The sequence below is a fragment of the Maribacter sp. 4G9 genome (assembly GCF_002742265.1).
Classification (GTDB): Bacteria; Bacteroidota; Bacteroidia; order Flavobacteriales; family Flavobacteriaceae; genus Maribacter.
Genome location: NZ_MDGL01000125.1, coordinates 18,718 through 36,047, shown reverse-complemented (window position 1 = coordinate 36,047; position 17,330 = coordinate 18,718). Strand labels below are relative to the sequence as shown.

16 protein-coding genes are annotated in these 17,330 nt (G+C 41.5%); 8 read left to right on the top strand and 8 right to left on the bottom strand.

Going from position 1 to position 17,330, the window contains the following annotated elements:
- Window positions 1-64 precede the first annotated feature (64 nt).
- The 3 genes from BFP75_RS12220 to BFP75_RS12210 all read left to right on the top strand — a co-directional run bounded on the left by BFP75_RS12220 (window position 65) and on the right by BFP75_RS12210 (window position 3,148).
- Window positions 65-694 carry a bifunctional nuclease family protein gene (locus BFP75_RS12220; protein ID WP_099545665.1) on the top strand — a complete coding sequence of 210 codons (630 nt, stop codon included), beginning with the start codon at window positions 65-67 and terminating at the stop codon, window positions 692-694.
- 16 nt (window positions 695-710) lie between these two features.
- Window positions 711-2,174: a NupC/NupG family nucleoside CNT transporter gene (locus BFP75_RS12215; RefSeq protein ID WP_099545664.1), complete on the top strand. Its 1,464-nt coding sequence runs from the start codon at window positions 711-713 to the stop codon at window positions 2,172-2,174.
- Window positions 2,175-2,323: 149 nt separating this feature from the next.
- A complete protein-coding gene (locus BFP75_RS12210) occupies window positions 2,324-3,148 on the top strand; it encodes a thymidylate synthase (protein ID WP_099545682.1) in 825 nt (274 codons plus the stop codon).
- A gap of 142 nt (window positions 3,149-3,290) precedes the next feature.
- Here BFP75_RS12210 and BFP75_RS12205 read toward each other — a convergent pair whose 3' ends face one another.
- Window positions 3,291-5,042 carry a hypothetical protein gene (locus BFP75_RS12205; RefSeq protein ID WP_240531777.1) on the bottom strand — a complete coding sequence of 584 codons (1,752 nt, stop codon included), beginning with the start codon at window positions 5,040-5,042 and terminating at the stop codon, window positions 3,291-3,293.
- Window positions 5,043-5,461: 419 nt separating this feature from the next.
- Here BFP75_RS12205 and BFP75_RS12195 point away from each other — a divergent pair, with 419 nt between their 5' ends.
- On the top strand, window positions 5,462-6,163 hold the full coding sequence (locus BFP75_RS12195; RefSeq protein ID WP_099545662.1) for a response regulator transcription factor: 702 nt from the start codon (window positions 5,462-5,464) through the stop codon (window positions 6,161-6,163).
- A gap of 91 nt (window positions 6,164-6,254) precedes the next feature.
- The gene (locus BFP75_RS12190) at window positions 6,255-7,763 is read left to right on the top strand and encodes a sensor histidine kinase (protein WP_099545661.1); all 1,509 of its coding nucleotides are present in this window, start codon (window positions 6,255-6,257) and stop codon (window positions 7,761-7,763) included.
- Window positions 7,764-7,816: 53 nt separating this feature from the next.
- On the opposite strand, the gene BFP75_RS12185 is transcribed toward BFP75_RS12190, so the two are convergent.
- Both BFP75_RS12185 and BFP75_RS12180 read right to left on the bottom strand, forming a co-directional pair.
- Window positions 7,817-8,113 (bottom strand): isoamylase early set domain-containing protein, encoded by a 297-nt coding sequence (locus BFP75_RS12185; RefSeq protein WP_099545660.1) that lies wholly within the window; start codon window positions 8,111-8,113, stop codon window positions 7,817-7,819.
- Window positions 8,114-8,269: 156 nt separating this feature from the next.
- Window positions 8,270-9,349: an aminotransferase class V-fold PLP-dependent enzyme gene (locus BFP75_RS12180; RefSeq protein ID WP_099545659.1), complete on the bottom strand. Its 1,080-nt coding sequence runs from the start codon at window positions 9,347-9,349 to the stop codon at window positions 8,270-8,272.
- A 136-nt stretch (window positions 9,350-9,485) separates the two neighbouring features.
- Here BFP75_RS12180 and BFP75_RS12175 point away from each other — a divergent pair, with 136 nt between their 5' ends.
- Entirely contained in the window at window positions 9,486-9,992 is a 507-nt protein-coding gene (locus tag BFP75_RS12175) for a dihydrofolate reductase (protein WP_240531776.1), read from the top strand.
- Window positions 9,993-10,018: 26 nt separating this feature from the next.
- Here the strand turns inward: BFP75_RS12175 and murI are convergent, their stop codons facing one another.
- Together murI and pafA are read right to left on the bottom strand one after the other, a co-directional pair.
- A complete protein-coding gene (murI, locus tag BFP75_RS12170) occupies window positions 10,019-10,807 on the bottom strand; it encodes a glutamate racemase (protein WP_099545658.1) in 789 nt (262 codons plus the stop codon).
- Window positions 10,808-10,815: 8 nt separating this feature from the next.
- Window positions 10,816-12,450 carry an alkaline phosphatase PafA gene (pafA, locus tag BFP75_RS12165; RefSeq protein ID WP_165776592.1) on the bottom strand — a complete coding sequence of 545 codons (1,635 nt, stop codon included), beginning with the start codon at window positions 12,448-12,450 and terminating at the stop codon, window positions 10,816-10,818.
- 150 nt (window positions 12,451-12,600) lie between these two features.
- Here pafA and BFP75_RS12160 point away from each other — a divergent pair, with 150 nt between their 5' ends.
- Complete coding sequence (locus tag BFP75_RS12160; protein WP_099545656.1) at window positions 12,601-13,338, top strand: MlaE family ABC transporter permease; 738 nt, start codon at window positions 12,601-12,603, stop codon at window positions 13,336-13,338.
- On the top strand, window positions 13,338-14,105 hold the full coding sequence (locus tag BFP75_RS12155; RefSeq protein WP_099545655.1) for an ABC transporter ATP-binding protein: 768 nt from the start codon (window positions 13,338-13,340) through the stop codon (window positions 14,103-14,105). Before BFP75_RS12160 ends, BFP75_RS12155 begins: the two co-directional genes overlap by 1 nt.
- Here BFP75_RS12155 and BFP75_RS12150 read toward each other — a convergent pair.
- Genes BFP75_RS12150 through BFP75_RS12140 form a run of 3 tightly spaced genes read right to left on the bottom strand, consistent with a single transcriptional unit; the run spans window position 14,102 to window position 17,257 of the window.
- Window positions 14,102-15,571: a DUF389 domain-containing protein gene (locus BFP75_RS12150; protein WP_099545654.1), complete on the bottom strand. Its 1,470-nt coding sequence runs from the start codon at window positions 15,569-15,571 to the stop codon at window positions 14,102-14,104. The genes BFP75_RS12155 and BFP75_RS12150 overlap by 4 nt on opposite strands.
- A gap of 2 nt (window positions 15,572-15,573) precedes the next feature.
- Window positions 15,574-16,653, bottom strand: a complete 1,080-nt coding sequence (locus tag BFP75_RS12145; RefSeq protein WP_099545653.1) for a mannose-1-phosphate guanylyltransferase — start codon at window positions 16,651-16,653, stop codon at window positions 15,574-15,576.
- A 1-nt stretch (window position 16,654) separates the two neighbouring features.
- Complete coding sequence (locus tag BFP75_RS12140) at window positions 16,655-17,257, bottom strand: SprT-like domain-containing protein (protein ID WP_099545652.1); 603 nt, start codon at window positions 17,255-17,257, stop codon at window positions 16,655-16,657.
- Window positions 17,258-17,330 lie beyond the last annotated feature (73 nt).

Here is a 17,330-nt window from a genome sequence, read left to right as displayed (position 1 = left end):
CAAAGGGCTGTTCGAATAGTTGGGGTCCCAAGTGTTTGAACAGCTTTTTTAGTTTATAAAACTTATGAGTTTAGTACGATTGAAAATAAAGGGGATTTCCTATAGCCAAACACAAAATGGCGCTTATGCCCTTATATTGAATGAAGTGGAGGGAGACCGTAAATTACCCATCGTCATCGGAGCCTTTGAGGCACAGTCCATAGCCATAGCCCTTGAAAAGGAAATAAAGCCGCCAAGGCCCTTGACACATGATCTTTTCAAGAATTTTGCGGATCGCTTCGATATTGTCATCAAACAGGTGATCATCCACAAACTCGTAGATGGTGTTTTTTATTCCAGCATCATCTGCGAAAGGGACGGCATTGAAGAAATCATAGATGCCAGGACCAGCGATGCCATTGCATTGGCGCTTCGGTTCAATGCACCGATCTTCACCTACAAGACCATCTTGGACAAGGCGGGCATTTTCTTGAAATTCTCTTCCAAGGAAACCGAAAAAAAAGAGAGCGACGATAGTATCGTGGTAGATGAAATACTTCAGGAAGGTGAAACCGTAGAAATCGATTCCGGTGCCTCGGACGGTTATACGGAATTGACCATAGACGAACTGGAAGAAGAGCTCAAAAAAGCGGTGGCAAACGAAGATTATGAGAAAGCTGCAAAATTGAGGGATGAAATATCCAAGAGAAATTGATGGACACACCTAGCGCATGAAAAAAACTATTTGGCTATCCTCCCTCCTATTCCTTTTTACCTTACTAGTATTTTCACAAGGCCCTGATACCCCGGAGTCCGTACTAAATTCGGTTGATAATACCATATTAAATGACATTGCCCAAAGTGAATTGACCTCTGCAATCCCCAATGAAGGATTTACCTTTAACAGTTTTTGGCGAGGTATCCTAGGCATGTTGGTACTGCTTGGATTGGCCTTTCTGTTCAGTTCAAATAAAAAGGCCATAAACTGGAAAACGGTAGGAATTGGAATTGCCATACAATTGGCGCTGGCCATAGGAATATTGAAGGTGCCCTTTATCAGGGCGATCTTTACCGTATTGGGAAAAATATTCAACGAGATTTTAAATTTTACGGTCGCCGGTAGTCAGTTTCTATTGGGAAATCTCATGAATATAGACAACCCGAATATTGGGTACGTGTTCGCATTTCAAATATTACCCACAATTATCTTTTTTTCGGCATTGACTTCAGTACTGTTTTACTTGGGAATCATTCAAAAAATCGTAAAAGGGCTGGCATGGCTTTTAACTAAATCCTTGGGTATTTCAGGACCGGAAAGCCTTTCCGTAGCCGGTAATATTTTTCTTGGCCAGACTGAAGCGCCTTTGATGATCAAAGCCTATCTGGAAAGAATGACCCGATCAGAAATCCTTTTGGTCATGATCGGTGGCATGGCCACTGTTGCCGGAGGCGTTTTGGCCGCCTATATTGGATTTTTGGGCGGGAACGATGAAGCACTCCGATTGGAATTTGCCCGCCATCTGATCGCAGCATCCGTAATGGCAGCACCGGGGGCCATCGTGGTTTCCAAAATATTGTGTCCGCAGACCGAAGAAGTGGATTCAAACATCAAGGTCTCCACGGAAAAAATTGGGACCAACTTATTGGATGCCATTGCCAATGGCACTACGGAAGGATTAAAATTGGCGGTTAACGTTGGTGCCATGCTTTTGGTCTTTGTAGCGTTCATAGCCATGTTAAACGGCATTTTTGGTTATGTTGGTGATATTACAAATCTAAACCAGTTTGTGGCTGAGCATTCCTCTTTTGAGAAGTTATCATTAGAGGCAATTCTAGGTACTATATTCGCTCCATTAATGTGGCTAATAGGTGTAGCCAATGAAGATATATCGTTAATGGGCCAACTATTGGGAATCAAATTGGCTTCCAGTGAATTTGTGGCCTATACCCAATTGGCAGAATTGAAGGATTTGTCCATAAGCCCTAGTTTGGGGTATCAGAAATCCATCATTATGGCCACGTACATGCTTTGTGGTTTTGCAAACTTTGCCTCCATAGGCATTCAAATTGGTGGCATTGGTTCCCTGGCTCCTAGTCAGCGAAAGACTTTGTCCGAATTTGGGATGAAAGCCGTACTTGGAGGGTCGCTTGCTTCCCTACTCTCCGCTACCATAGCCGGAATGATTTTGGGGTGATGCACCCTTACCCCCAAAGGGGGAACCACAATTTGCCGTTAATAAATTTTAATAAAAGCCTAGAGTGGTATGGATAAAGACCAATGGGCTTTCCTTATTTTTACAAAAATAAACCAGAGGGAATTCCCCCTTTGGGGGTTAGGGGGCTTATGAAACAATACCACGACTTACTAAAGCATGTTTTAAACGAAGGAAACCAAAAGGGCGATCGTACCGGTACGGGTACTTTGAGCGTTTTTGGGTATCAAATGCGGTTTGACCTGAGCCAAGGATTTCCTATGGTCACTACCAAAAAATTACACTTGAAATCCATCATATACGAACTACTCTGGTTTTTAAAAGGTGATACCAATATTCAATATTTACAGGAAAACGGCGTACGTATCTGGAACGAATGGGCCGATGATAACGGGGATTTAGGCCCGGTTTACGGCCATCAATGGAGAAATTGGAACAGTGACGAAATCGACCAGATAAAAGAGGTTGTGGAAACTCTAAAAAATAACCCGAACAGTAGAAGAATGTTGGTATCCGCATGGAATCCAAGCGTACTGCCGGATACCTCCAAATCATTTTCGGAAAATGTGGCCAATGGAAAAGCCGCTCTTCCACCTTGCCACGCATTTTTTCAATTTTATGTAGCGGACGGAAAGTTGTCCTGCCAACTATATCAGCGCAGCGCCGATATCTTTTTAGGCGTTCCCTTCAACATTGCTTCCTATGCTCTTTTTACCATGATGATGGCCCAAGTTTGTGGGTATGAACCGGGCGATTTCATCCACACCTTTGGCGATGCCCATATCTACAATAACCATCTGGAGCAAGTAGAATTACAATTAAGTAGGGAACCTAGACCTTTATCTAAAATGGTCCTAAACCCAAACGTAAAGGACATATTCGATTTTACGTTTGAGGATTTTACCTTGTTGGATTACAATCCACATCCGCATATAAAAGGCGTTGTGGCAGTTTAGATAAGAACATTTAAATCAAAAAGAAAGAATCGATTGGTTTTTAAACATTGGAAACAAAACAAAGCCCGAACCTAACTTAAAAGGATTCGGGCTTTTTGGCCGTTGGATGGCATGACGCCAACTATTTTTTAAATTTTCTTTTTCAATCGGCCAATGCCATTCTTGTCACTTGGATGGAATTTGAGAAGTCATAGAAGCCTTGTAAATCGGCAGTATTCATACCAGGAGCCAACCCCATCAAACCCTCACCATAAGTCAAGTGCCATATAAAACAAACACCAACACCCGCTCCATCAAAATCAACACCTTCCACGGCTTCCAAAGTGGGTGGCAATCCAAGGATATTGCCCAAGTCATCCGTAATGACATAGGTTTGGTTCGAGCCGTTTACATCAGTATCATCCAGTGCAATCCCGGAGACCATATCCGGTGTTCCATCTACGGTGAACATAAAGGGACCTCCTTCCAAAGCACCGGCGTTCAAGACATTTCTGGTGACCATGATGGAATTTGAAAGGGCAAAGTTTCCTTGTAGATTTCCGGCATTGGCACCAGCTTCCAATCCCATGATATCATCTTCGTAGGTGATATGCCAAATGAGGCAAATTCCTTCCCCAGCTGCGTCAAAATCCACCCCTTTAGCGGCCTCCAACGTTGGGGGCAAACCTAGAATGTTCAGATCGGCATCGGTAATAATTAACCTTTGATTGCTTCCATTAAGACCAGAGGCATCCAAGGAAAGTCCTGTTGCCATATCCGGTGTACCATCTACCGTAAACTCGTAAGGACCACCTTCCAATTTCCCTGCATTCAAAGCCAGGCGATTTACTTCAATCGAATTGGAGAGTGCAAAAGTACCTCTTAAGGCTGCAGCATTGCTACCCGCTTCCAGTCCCATAAGACCCTCTTGGTACGTAAGATGCCAAATGAGGCACACTCCAGCTCCCGCTCCATCAAAATCAACACCCTTGACGGCTTCCAACGTTGGAGGCAATCCTAAAATGTTCAAATCGGCATCGGTAATGACAAAGGTGGAAAATTCACCATTTACATTGGCGCCATCAAAGGATATAGAAGTTACGTTGTCCACTTTTCCGTCGACTACAAATTCATAAGGTCCTCCAAAAAATACACCGGCATCCAGACCTACCCTATTTACCTCTATGGAGTTGGATAAATCAAACTCACCTTGAAAATCGTTCACATTCATACCTGCTTCCAAGCCCATTAAAGTGCCGCTGTACGTCAAATGGTATATAAAACAAGTACCTTCGCCAGCACCATCAAAATCAACGGCCAAGACAGCCTCTAACGTTGGGGGCAATCCTAAAATTACGCCCATATCATCGGTAATTACATACGTCTGCATTTCACCGTTTAATTGCGTACCATCCAAGGATATGTCGGTAACCATATCAGGGATACCATCTACCAAAAATTGATAGGGTCCACCAACAAGGGTTCCGGCATCCAATCCACTCCTAATCACCATTAGAAAGTTTGAAAGTGCAAAATCACCGCTAAGGTTGTCCAGATTCATACCCGGCTCCAAGCCTGATAGCCCATCTTCGTAGGCCAAGTGATATATGTAGCAAGATCCTACCCCAGCACCATCAAAATCTACACCTTCCAAAGCTGCCATAGTTGGAGGAAGGCCAAGAATGTTCTTGTTATCATCCGTAATCACAAATGTTTGTAAACTCCCTGAAAGACCGGAAACGTCCAGGGTAATATTAGTAACCATATCCGGGACTCCATCTACGGTGAACGAAAATGGCCCGCCCGTTAAGGTACCGGCCGTGACCGCTGTTGTAATAGGTTCGTCCTGGTCATTAGTACATCCAACCAAAATGATGCCAAGGGAAAGAAATAATAGTGTTTTTAGTGTTTTCATAATCAATTGTTTTTTAGATTCTTGGCAAAGGAACCGGTTAGCTGTAACAGAAAAGTCACGGAAAAATCAATTTTTGAACACCTATTATCCCTCTACCGTGAAATATTTTCTAAAAAAATGAAAGTAATGAAGGCCCAAAGCGACCCATCTACCATTATAATTGGGTATTCCCATGCGTTGTGAAGGTTTCGTGATAACTATTTTTTTATTTCGCAGTAATGAAATGTGAAGATGCCGATACCTCTAAAGATGTTATGGGTAAATTGCATTCCCAAGCTGAGCGAAATCGAAGCATGGCCCCTTGGAAAAGTAAACTACCTCGGGGCAAGCCCACGAGGCATTCGCAGGAAACAAATTTTTAATTTCGAGGCAAGCCTCGGAGTATTAAACCCTTTGGCGGTGCCAATAAATATTAACAAATGAAAAGAGTTTTGATTATTGAGGATGATATTGAAATCGTCCATCTTCTCGAAATACATTTGAAAGACTTACAGTGTGAGGTGGTATCCTCCCAAAGGGGCGATGAAGGTTTTACAAATGCCTTGGATAATGATTTTAGCCTAATCATCCTTGACATTATGTTACCTGGAATGGATGGTATTGAAATATGCCAAAAGTTGAGGGCAAAAAACATCAAGACCCCCATCATAATGCTTACCTCAAAGTCCGAAGAAATAGACAAGGTACTTGGGCTGGAAATAGGTGCCGACGATTATTTGACCAAACCTTTTAGTGTAAGGGAGTTCATTGCCCGTGTCAAGGCAATTTTTAGAAGACAAAAAATGGCCTCCCATGATGCACAGGAAGGGATGGATAAAATAAACCACTTTGGCCAATTATCCATAAACATTGAAACACGAAAAATCACCTTGGACGGACAGCGGGTGGACCTTTCCCCAAAGGAATTTGAACTTCTGGTCCTTTTATCCTCCCATCCAGGTAAAAGTTATGACCGAAAAAAACTATTAAACTTGGTCTGGGGCTATGATTTTGAAGGTTATGAACATACGGTAAACTCGCATATCAACAGGCTAAGATCAAAAATTGAACCGGATATGGGCAATCCTACCTACATCTTGACTACTTGGGGTGTTGGCTACAAATTCAATGAAGACTTATAAAAGCCCATAACGTATATATGTTACTCAATGCTAGATACCTTATCGAAAAAATTAAACAGTTGAACAAAAGTTTGGTGATAAAAACAGATAGATGAAAAATTCACTACTTTCCATAGCCTTGATTAGGAAACTTATCCTTTCATTTTTGGCCATTTTGGTAGTCGCCGGAATAGCGTATACCATTTCTTCCGTTTATCTATCTGAAAAATACTATGCGGAAACCACACAACGCTTGCATGCCAACTTGGCCCAAGACTTGATAGACGAAAAATTTAGCGATGAAAGTCCGTTCCAAGTAGATGGTGAAATAAACAAAGCTTTGTTTGGTGATATTATGCATGACATGATGGCTGTAAACAGGGCCATTGAAGTATATTTATTGAACACGGAAGGAGTCGTTCAATATTCCGTAGTTCTGGACCATGAGGCCCCTGAGACCAAAAACCGGAAGGTCAATCTTGAACCTGTCAATACATTTATCGAAAACAAAGGCCAAGGATATTATCTAGGACAGGACCCAAAGGACCCTACCAAAAAACAGGTTTTTTCTGCCGCTAGGTTCCAAAAAGAAAATATGGAAGGCTACATTTATATTTTGTTGGCAGGCAAGGATTTTTTGAATACTAGGGAATTGCTTTTGGGGAGTTATATGATGAAAATGGGGTTGGGCAACCTGATCCTTACGCTTTTGTTTACTTCTTTAATGGCAATTCTTTCCGTTTGGTACCTTACCAAAAACCTTCGTGAGCTGGTCCATGCCACAAGGCGGTTCCAACAAGGCGACCTTGAATATAGAATAAAGGATGCCGAAAAATCCGATCTGGCCAGCGTTACAACTACATTTAATGAAATGGCCGATACAATACTAGCCGATATGAACAAACTCCAATCCGTTGAAAGTTTACGTAGGGAACTTATAGCCAACATATCCCATGACCTTCGGACCCCCCTTGCCATCATTCAAGGATATATTGAAACCCTGCAAATGAAAGGTAAGGAACTATCGCAGGAGCAAAGGGACCATTACCTCAACACCATAGAAAACGGAAGTAAAAGACTGGGGAAATTGATTACACAGCTTTTTGAATATTCAAAGCTGGAAGCCAATCAAATCGAACCAAAAAAAGAACCTTTTCTTATCAGCGAACTTGCCAATGACATATACAGTAACTATGCAATTTTGGCACAAAAAAAGAATATCCAGTTGGATTTGAACATGGACGATAACCTTCCCTTGGTCTTTGCGGATATTTCCCTTGTGGAACGCGCCATTCAAAATCTTATGGACAATGCACTAAAATTCACTCCCAACCATGGTAAGATTAGCATTGGAATCCTAAAGAAAAATGAACATGTGGAGATTCATATAAAAGATAGTGGCCCCGGGATACAGGAGGAGAATCAGTCCCTGATTTTTGAACGCTATAGGCAAACTAAATCAGGTAAGAAAAATGAAGGGGCCGGACTTGGTCTGGCCATTGTAAGGAAAATTGTCGAACTCCATAATTCCAAAATAAATATTGACAGCATTCCCAATGAAGGTGCGAAATTCACCTTTACCCTTCCAGTTCATGGATTCAATCCGGCAATAAACTTATAAAAATAAAAAAGGGACCCTAAAAAAGGTTCCCTTTAATATCTGGTTTAAAAAAATTATAATTCCAATACCGCATTTTCAGAACCGGCATAATCGTTCCATTGGTAACGGTCCGCCTCCGTTTCATTGACATAGGTCCCATCTACCAAATATTTAAATTCATAGGTACTTTCCTTAGGAAGGTCAAATGTTCCCTTGAATGTGCCATTTTTTAATTTTTTCAATGTACTGCCCTTAGGACTCCAATCATTAAAGTCACCTACTACGGCCACTTTTTTAGCGTCCTCTGCAGGAACTGTAAAAGTTACCTTACATACGGGTTTTGTCTTTAGATATTGTTTTGCGATTGCCATGATTTTAGTTTTTAAATTCAGGACAAAGCTAAGTCATTAAACTCCTCATTGTCAACGCTTAATATCATTTTTATGAAATCGGCAAAAAATTAGCTGAAATAAACTCGTGTCCAAAATAATTCACTTTTAAATATTGCAAGTAGGTAATTATCAACACTATGTTCTTAAGACTTTGATAAGATGTTCCAAGTCATCCGTTCCATTATAGAAGTTAAAACTGACCCTAATTCCCGCTCCCCGCAAAGAACATACTACATCATTCTCCAATAAGTTATTAAACATTTTTTGATCTCCCTTTATATTAAATATTGTACTATGGGAAACACGTTCAACAACATGTTCTTCCAACAAGCCCATGCTGCCCAATGACTCTTTAACCTTCATGGACATATTTTGATTATGACCGGTAATACGATCCATCCCAACGGAGTCCAAAAAGTCCAAGGAATATTTTAAACTGCCAAAGTTTAAACTGGACAAATGACCAGGCTCCATTTTTTTTGCAAGGACCAAAGTCTCCTTATTTTTGAAGTTCCCATTGGCGGCGTTAAAACCTGTAGAAGCGACTTGAAGATCATGCTCAAGATTATCCGCGAATAGCATAAATCCATTGCCATAACCGGCCAATAGCCATTTATAACCACTGACCCCTAAAACGTCTATTCCCGATGCCTTAAAATCCAGGGACATGGCGCCACAGAATTGGGTGCCATCTGCAATTACCAAAAGGTTTGGGTTGGATCGTTTGAGTTTTTTTATAAATTCCAAGTCGATTAGAAATCCGTCCAACCACTGCACGATACTAAAAGCGAAGACATCGATGTGATTTTTTTTGACCGCTTCCTCTATCCGTTCTTCAAGATCTGTTGTGAGTCCCAAAGTTGTGCAATTGAATTTCCGACTTTCAAAGGGCCAATTCACGGATGGATAATCGTTCTCCAAAAGCAGCACATTTTTTTTGGACTGCAAACCCTCCAATAACAGGTTCATCCCCAAGGAGAAATTGTACACCAAAGATACATTCTCTGCATTGCAATTAAAAAAATGACCGATTTTCTCTCGTGTATCCGATAAGGTTTTTAAAGTCTGGTCCCACATGTCACTTCCATGCAATAAGGCGTCCAGATCATGTTCCTGTCTCCAATCGATCAAGGCATCGTATAGCGGCCCAAAGACCGCCGTATTCAGATACGTACACTTTCTAAGTATGGGAAACTCCCTTTTTATTTTATCCATCTACCGTTTATTTCCAAAAATGTGAGGCCTAACCTTTAAGAACAGAAAATATCACTAATTACAAATTCTTAACTTTGATTTTTAAAGATAGCCATAGCATTTTATATGGCCCGTTTTTTGTTCCATAATAGATGATATGAAGGCCGAAAAAAAAATAATCATGATTGCCGCTGCGGGTGAAGACGATTCCCTTGGAAAGGATAATGACCTCCTATGGCATCTTCCAGACGATTTTAAAAGGTTCAAGCGTTTAACTTCCGGACACAAAATCATTATGGGCAGAAAAACATTTGAAAGTTTTCCAAAGCCACTACCCAATCGGGTACATATTATTATCACCAGAGATCGTAACTACCAAGTAAATTGCGATGACTGCCTTGTTGTCCATTCCTTGGAAGAAGCGATCAATCTGATAGAGGACGAAGAAGCCTACATTATAGGAGGCGGGGAAATTTATAAACAGGGTGAAAAATATGCAGATGGTATCGAGCTTACCAGGGTACATGGTACATTTAATGCCGATACCTTTTTTCCTTGCTTAAATCAAGAAAAGTGGGAATTGGTGGCCGAGGAATACCATCCAACAGACGAGAAGCACTCATACGATTTCACCTATCGTACCTATAAAAGAAAACTTAAGTAATCAAATAATTTCGTTCGATCTAGCTTTTAAAAATCGAGATATTGGGCGGTTACCTTAGGAGCGGCATTTAGTACAAATCTCTCAAGCACTTCCAAACTTCCATTCGTGTAAAAATGATGGGTGCCCTTAGCATCCAAAGTATTATTGAGATTTTGCTTGCCAAGGATGGCTTTGGTCTGTCTGGCCACTGCCTGACCAGAATCAATGATTTTCACATTGGAAGGTAATATCTCCCTTAAAATGGGAATCAAATAAGGATAATGCGTACAACCAAGCACTAGATAGTCAATACCTTTTGCCACCATAGGTTGTACAAACTGATTCAGTAGCAATTTTAGGGAATCACTTTCCAAGTCGCCCTTTTCGATCAATTCCACCAGTCCCTTTCCTTGTCTCTCGATTATTTCGATCCCTGCCGCGTGGTTTTGGCTCGTACTATGGAACAAGGCACTTGACAGGGTTCCCCTTGTGGCCAAAATTCCTACCTTCTTGGATTCGGAATGTAGGGCGGCAGGCTTGATGGCCGGTTCAATGCCAATAAACGGAATATCGTACTGGGTCCTTAAGTGACCTATGGCATTTGTGGTAGCTGTATTGCAGGCCACCACGATTAACTTACACCCCTTTCCAATTAAATACTCGGTATTCTTGATACTGAGCTTTACTATTTCCTCGTGAGGCTTTTCCCCATAGGGAGCGTTTTTACTATCTGCCAAATAGATACAGTCTTCATTGGGCATTAAGGTTTGGATTTCCTTCCAAATGGAGGTGCCCCCGATGCCCGAATCAAAAATACCTATGGGATTGCCGTTCATAATCCTGGTTACTCCAAAACTTCTGAAAGGGGTTTCCCTGTTGTTCCACTAGGAAAGGCGATACCCAATAAAGCTGAAAGTGTTGGGGCGATATCCGGAATTTCCGTTCGCTCCACGGTGCTTCCCTGTTTTATTCCTTTCCCAAAGAAGAGCAAAGGCACATGCGTATCATAAATTTGTGGAGATCCATGGGTGGAACCGGTTTTGGCATAGGTAATGGTTCCAGGTTTCAAAACGAGTAGCACATCTCCCGATCTCTTTTGGTTATAACCATTCTGCAAAATATAGGGAATACCTGATGTATAACTGTTTTCCCACATTTGATACGCGGTGTACACCCGGTCTACATAATCATAGCTTAAAAATTCCTTCGCTATAGCTTCCTGCACTTCCTTAATTTCCAAATCTAGATTTTTTATAATCTTATGATCTAGAAAAATTTGATAGTTTGAATAATTCTTGACTATATCCTCGGTTCCATAGGTATACCTCAAAAACTCCGCAAACTTGGTTTTGATGGTACTGTTATCCACATAGCCTGCAGGAATCCTTGTAGACATCAAATAGGAAGGTACATCGATAGCTGCATGATCCGCAGTCAAAAAAACGGTGTATTCTCCTTCGCCTACATTTTTATCCAAGGCTTTGAAGAGTCGGGCCAAATCCAAATCCAAACGAATATAGGTATCCTCCACCTCTTTCGAGTTCACCCCGAACATATGCCCAACATAATCGGTACTGGAGAAGCTGATCGCCAAAAAATCCGTGATTTCATCCTGTCCCAATTGCTCCTGTTTTAGGGCTTCAATGGCAAAATCGGCCGTAAGGCTATTTCCATATGGCGTATTCTTTATAATTTCAAAATCCTTGTTTTTGTCCAATAAGTTTTGTGGATTATGGGGAAATGTAGAGGATGTTTCTCCCTCAAAAAGTCCTTCAAAAGTATTGTCGTCCACACCGCTCTCCACGTATGTATTTATGTCCTTCAAGGTATTCCAACCGCGCTTATAGGATTGTGCAACGCCGGAGCTATTGAAATCATCCACCCATTTTGGCAGTGCGTCCATATAATAACTGCTCGTAATCCATTTGCCCTCATTATCGCCATGAAACCAATAGGCTGCATTTGCCGTATGCCCCCCTGGAAGTACGGCCCCTCTATCCTTGAGGGCAATGGCAATGGTTTTACCCCTCATTTGGGTATGCAATCGAAGTTCATCCGTGACGGTGGTAACGGTCATTCTGTGCGGGGACATTTGGCCGGCATCCGATGTGGTTCCTACAGAAGCATAGCGCTCATCCGATGCACAATACACCTCCTCATCATTTTCCTTATCATACCAGTTGTTCCCTATTACCCCATGAGTGGCCGGAGTAGTTCCCGTATAAACGGATGTGTGGCCCGGTCCAGTACTGGTAGGGGCGTAATTGAAATGATTGTTCTTACAGTTGAAACCCTCTGCCACCATTCTTTTAAACCCTCCTTCCTCATACTGGTCGTAAAAGCGTGTCAAGTAATCATATCGCATTTGGTCCACCACAATACCCACGACCAACTTTGGCATTGATCTTAGTTGGACCGCCTCCTCCTCAACCTTGTTCTTACGTTGGGAATAGCCTTGGAAAAAAATCACTAGCCCCATAAAAATACAAGGGAATACAGTTCTGAAACGAATGGTCATATTGAAAATATTAAGACGTAAAAATAAAGAAAATAGCCCTGAAAAAATTAAATGGAAGTTAAATCAAATCCTTTATTGTTATTTTTACGATAACATATCTATTTTTAAGGAATGAACTATTTGGCGTCGATTGGCAGCTATTCTATGATGGTCGTAGAGGTTTTTAAGAAACCTACCAAATGGCGTATAATGAAGTCCTTGATTTTAAAGGAAGTAGATGAACTGGTTTACGGATCTCTTGGAATTATCATCTTCATCTCCTTTTTTATCGGAGCAGTGGTTGCCATACAAACGGCACTTAACCTCACCAACCCTATAATTCCAAGAAGCCTCATTGGTTTCGCTACCAGACAGTCCGTAATACTTGAATTTGCTCCCACCTTCGTATCCATTATCATGGCCGGAAAAGTGGGGTCTTACATAACCTCAAGCATTGGAACCATGAGGGTCACTGAACAAATTGACGCCTTGGAAGTAATGGGGGTCAATTCCTTGAACTATCTAGTCTTCCCAAAAATTATCGCCATGCTGTTCTATCCTTTTGCCATCGCCATCTCCATGTATGTTGGTATTTTTGGGGGATGGTTGGCCGGAGTTTTCGGAGGCTTTTTAACCAGTGCCGATTTTGTATCTGGACTACAAACCGATTTTGTTCCTTTTCACATAGCCTATGCATTTATAAAGACGTTGATCTTTGCCTTTATCATTGCGACCATTCCCTCATTTCATGGTTTTTATATGAAAGGGGGCGCCCTTGAAGTAGGGAAGGCCAGTACAACCTCGTTCGTTTGGACCAGCGTTGTAATCATTATTCTCAATTATATACTAACCCAACTCCTTCTTGGCTAATGATCGAGGTAAACAACATCCATAAATCTTTTGGCGACACCCATGTATTAAAAGGAATAACCACAACATTTGAAAAGGGTAAAACCAATTTGATCATTGGTCAAAGTGGATCTGGAAAAACCGTTTTCCTAAAATGTCTTTTAGGGCTTTTTGCACCTGAGGAAGGGAGTATCGTCTATGATGGAAAGGTGTATTCTGATTTAAAGGAAGATGAAAAAAGGAACCTGAGACAGGAAATGGGCATGGTTTTTCAAGGCAGTGCCTTATTTGATAGCATGACCGTGGCGGGAAATGTTAAATTTCCCTTGGATATGTTTACAAAACAATCTCAATCGGAAATGGAAGATCGGGTAAATACCGTTCTAGATCGGGTAAACTTAGTGGACGCCCATAATAAATTCCCTGCGGAAATTTCCGGTGGAATGCAAAAACGTGTCGCTATTGCCAGGGCTATCGTTATGAACCCAAAATACCTATTTTGCGACGAACCCAATTCAGGGCTAGATCCCAAAACGGCCATCCTTATCGATGACCTCATCAAGGAAATTACGGAAGAGTACAACATTACAACGATTATCAATACCCATGATATGAATTCCGTAATGCAAATTGGGGAAAAAATCCTTTTCTTAAAAGACGGCCTTAAGGAATGGGAAGGGACCAAGAACGAAATATTCAAGACTGAAAACGAGGCTGTCACCAATTTCGTTTATTCTTCCGATCTCTTTAAAAAAGTTAGGCAAATGTATATTGAAGAGCGGAACTAATCCTCTACAACTTCCTTAACCTGTATTTTGTTATTGTTCAAACGAAGCTTGAGCCAATTCAATAATTTTTGAGTATCCTTAAGCGTTTCGTTTCTCCTCGCTTCCTTTTTCCAAGTAATTTCGAAAACCGGTATAGTGTCCGTCTTTTGGAAATCCGTTGCTATTAAATAGGAATAACCCAAGCGTTCCAGATTCTCATAATTTGTTTTGGCCTCCATACTTATTTCCCTAAACGGAATCTGACCTATTGCCCCCTTGTTGAGTCTTGATAATTCACTTTCCAAAAAAGCAATTTTTTCGTCCTTACTGCTCAACTGATTCTTCTGGGTCTCGTATAGTTCATTGATGTATTTAAGCTGGTTGACCTCCTCGCTCTGCCCTCCTTGGATGATCTGCAAATCCGTATCCTTCAATCTGGGATTATCTTGCAGTTGTGCTTTCCAAGTTGCGATTACGTTATCCGGGATACCCTCGGTTCCCATGAACACCAGTTCAATGACAGAATTTTCCCCATTGTTATATTCCAAATCCGTAAAATCGTCCAAGAACCTTCCTTGTCCAGAAAATTGATAGGGTACTACATTTTCCTCAATGAATATACTGGCCTGCTTTCTAAAAAGGGATTCCTGTAGTGCATTCCAAAACGTAAAACTTGCAGGTATCATGACCGCAATGGCCACCAATGAAGCAACTCTTGCAATCAACCTTCTTTTTTGTGAATTTACATAACGTACCATTGGGAAACGCAACAACTTAATCACCAAGAACGTGGCCAAGGCAATGAAAATGGTATTTATGGTGAAAAGGTACATGGCCCCACTGGCATAGTCCCAATTACCTATTGCCAATCCAAAACCCACGGTACATAAAGGTGGCATCAATGCGGTCGCGATGGCCACACCAAAAATGACACTGGCAATGGTTCCTTTCTTGGCCCTTGCGATTACCAAGGCCAAACCACCAAAGAAGGCTATAAGAACATCACGGATATCCGGGGCCGTTCTTGCCAAAAGCTCGGATGACTCGTCCCGCAACGGAAAGAACTTAAAAAAGAGGAAAGCCGTAAGTACACTCAAAACCACCATTACCCCAAAGTTCTTCAACGACCGCTTTAGCGTATCTATATCATTGATACCTACGGAGAGTCCTATACCCAAGATCGGACCCATAAGAGGCGAAATTAACATGGCTCCGATAACTACTGCCGTGGAGTTAGCGTTCAAGCCAATGGAAGCAATAAAAATGGAGCAAATGAGAATCCAGGAGGTGTGTCCCTTGAAAGGAATATCCGCAATGATGGCTTCCTTTGTAGCATCTTGGTCCGTATTGGTCCTTATATCCAACAATTCCAAAAGGAACCTCTTAATACTGCCCAATAGCCCTTGAAAATCCCTTTTTACCTCGTCCCCGCTATCCGGGGTATTATCCGTTGGGGTTACGTTGTCCTGACCGAATTTATCTTGCATAGTTACGCGTACTTATCGCCAAAATTATCCTTGACCGAATTTAATACCTTTTTAATATCCTGCTCCTTGGTTTTAGGATATATCAAGAGCACTTCTTCCTTATCCACGATAATATAATCCTTTAAACCATCAATAACCACTATTTTGTCCTTGGGCGTGCGAATCATATTCCCGTTGGCATCCTCTGCCAAAAGTTTGGCGTTGACCACGGCATTCCCCATGCTGTCCTTGCCCAATTTATCGAACAGGGACCCCCAAGTACCCAGGTCATTCCAATCAAATGTGGCTTCCCGAACATAAATGGCATCCGACTTTTCTAAAATAGCGTAATCGATGGATATATTTTCCGATTTTGGGTAGTTTTCCGCAATAAAACTTTTTTCTTCGGATGTATTCAAACAAGCCAGACCTCCATGAAACAAACTGAACTGAGTTGACTGATACTCCTTAAAGGCATCTACGATCGTTTTTACGCTCCACATAAAAATACCGGCGTTCCATAAAAAATTCCCTTGGAACAAAAATTCTTTCGCCGTTTCATAATCAGGTTTCTCCCTAAATTGGTTTACTTTCTTGATGTCCCTTTCATCGGATTTATCGAATTCGATATAACCAAACCCGGTATTGGGAAAAGTAGGTTTAATACCTAAAGTGCAAAGCACCGGTTCCTTTTCACATTTCTCGAAGCACGCCGTAACATCGGCGGCAAAAGCATCCTCATCCTCGATCCAATGATCGCTTGGTGCCACGATCATCACCCCATTCGGGTTCATTTTTTGAATTTTTAAAGCGGCATAAAGAATGCACGGCGCAGTATTTCGCATGGCCGGTTCCAGTACAACCTGCCCTTGGGACACCATTGGTAGTTGTTCCAAGACCAAATCGTTGTATCGTTCATTGGTGAGAATCAGAATATTCTCCGTTGGAACGAACCTGTTCAGTCTTTGAAAAGTCTTTTGGATCAGGGTATCCCCCGTGCCCAACATATCATGGAACTGCTTGGGATAATCTGTTGTACTTATTGGCCAAAATCTTGAGCCCACACCTCCTGCCATCAACACGGCATAATAATTTTTGTTCATTTTAACTCGTTATAAGTTCCACTTCCGCATTGGGCTGAAAAAGATATACCCTTCCCGTTTTAACCTCAACGCATTCAAATCTTTTTACCCTTTTGTTTCCCTTTTTGAAAAGCTTGCCATTATAGATTCTGAAAACACTTCCATAAGGTAATTGAAAAACGTATGTTTTGTCGCTTTCTTGCGTATCAAAATGCTGCAATGCAATGGACAATCTTGCATCCGTACTACTACTTGCCTTTGGGTTTTTAAAATGCATGGCCAACAGGGGCAGTAATTTGGACGGGAAAATTTCTGGTCGTAGGTAGGGCAACATTAAAAACTGGAACGTTCTTTTCCATTCCAACCCATGGGGTTTTATGTTACGGCCGTATTTTTCAAAAGCGACCAAATGGGCAATTTCATGCACCAAGGTAATTAAAAATCGATATCTATTAAGGGTGGCGTTTACGGTTATCAGGTGTTTTCCATCAGGGAGCCTTCTATAATCGCCATGTCTGGTAACCCTTTCGTTTACAATTTTAAGATGCACCCTATGGTCCTTAATGAGTTCTAGGCAGGGATGCACCGACCTTTCGGGTAAATATTTACCTAATATCTCTTCCATTAAAGCAAAAATACCCGAAAAAATAAGAATTCTAGGGTATTGATTTTAATTAACAAAACAGCAGGGAAAATAG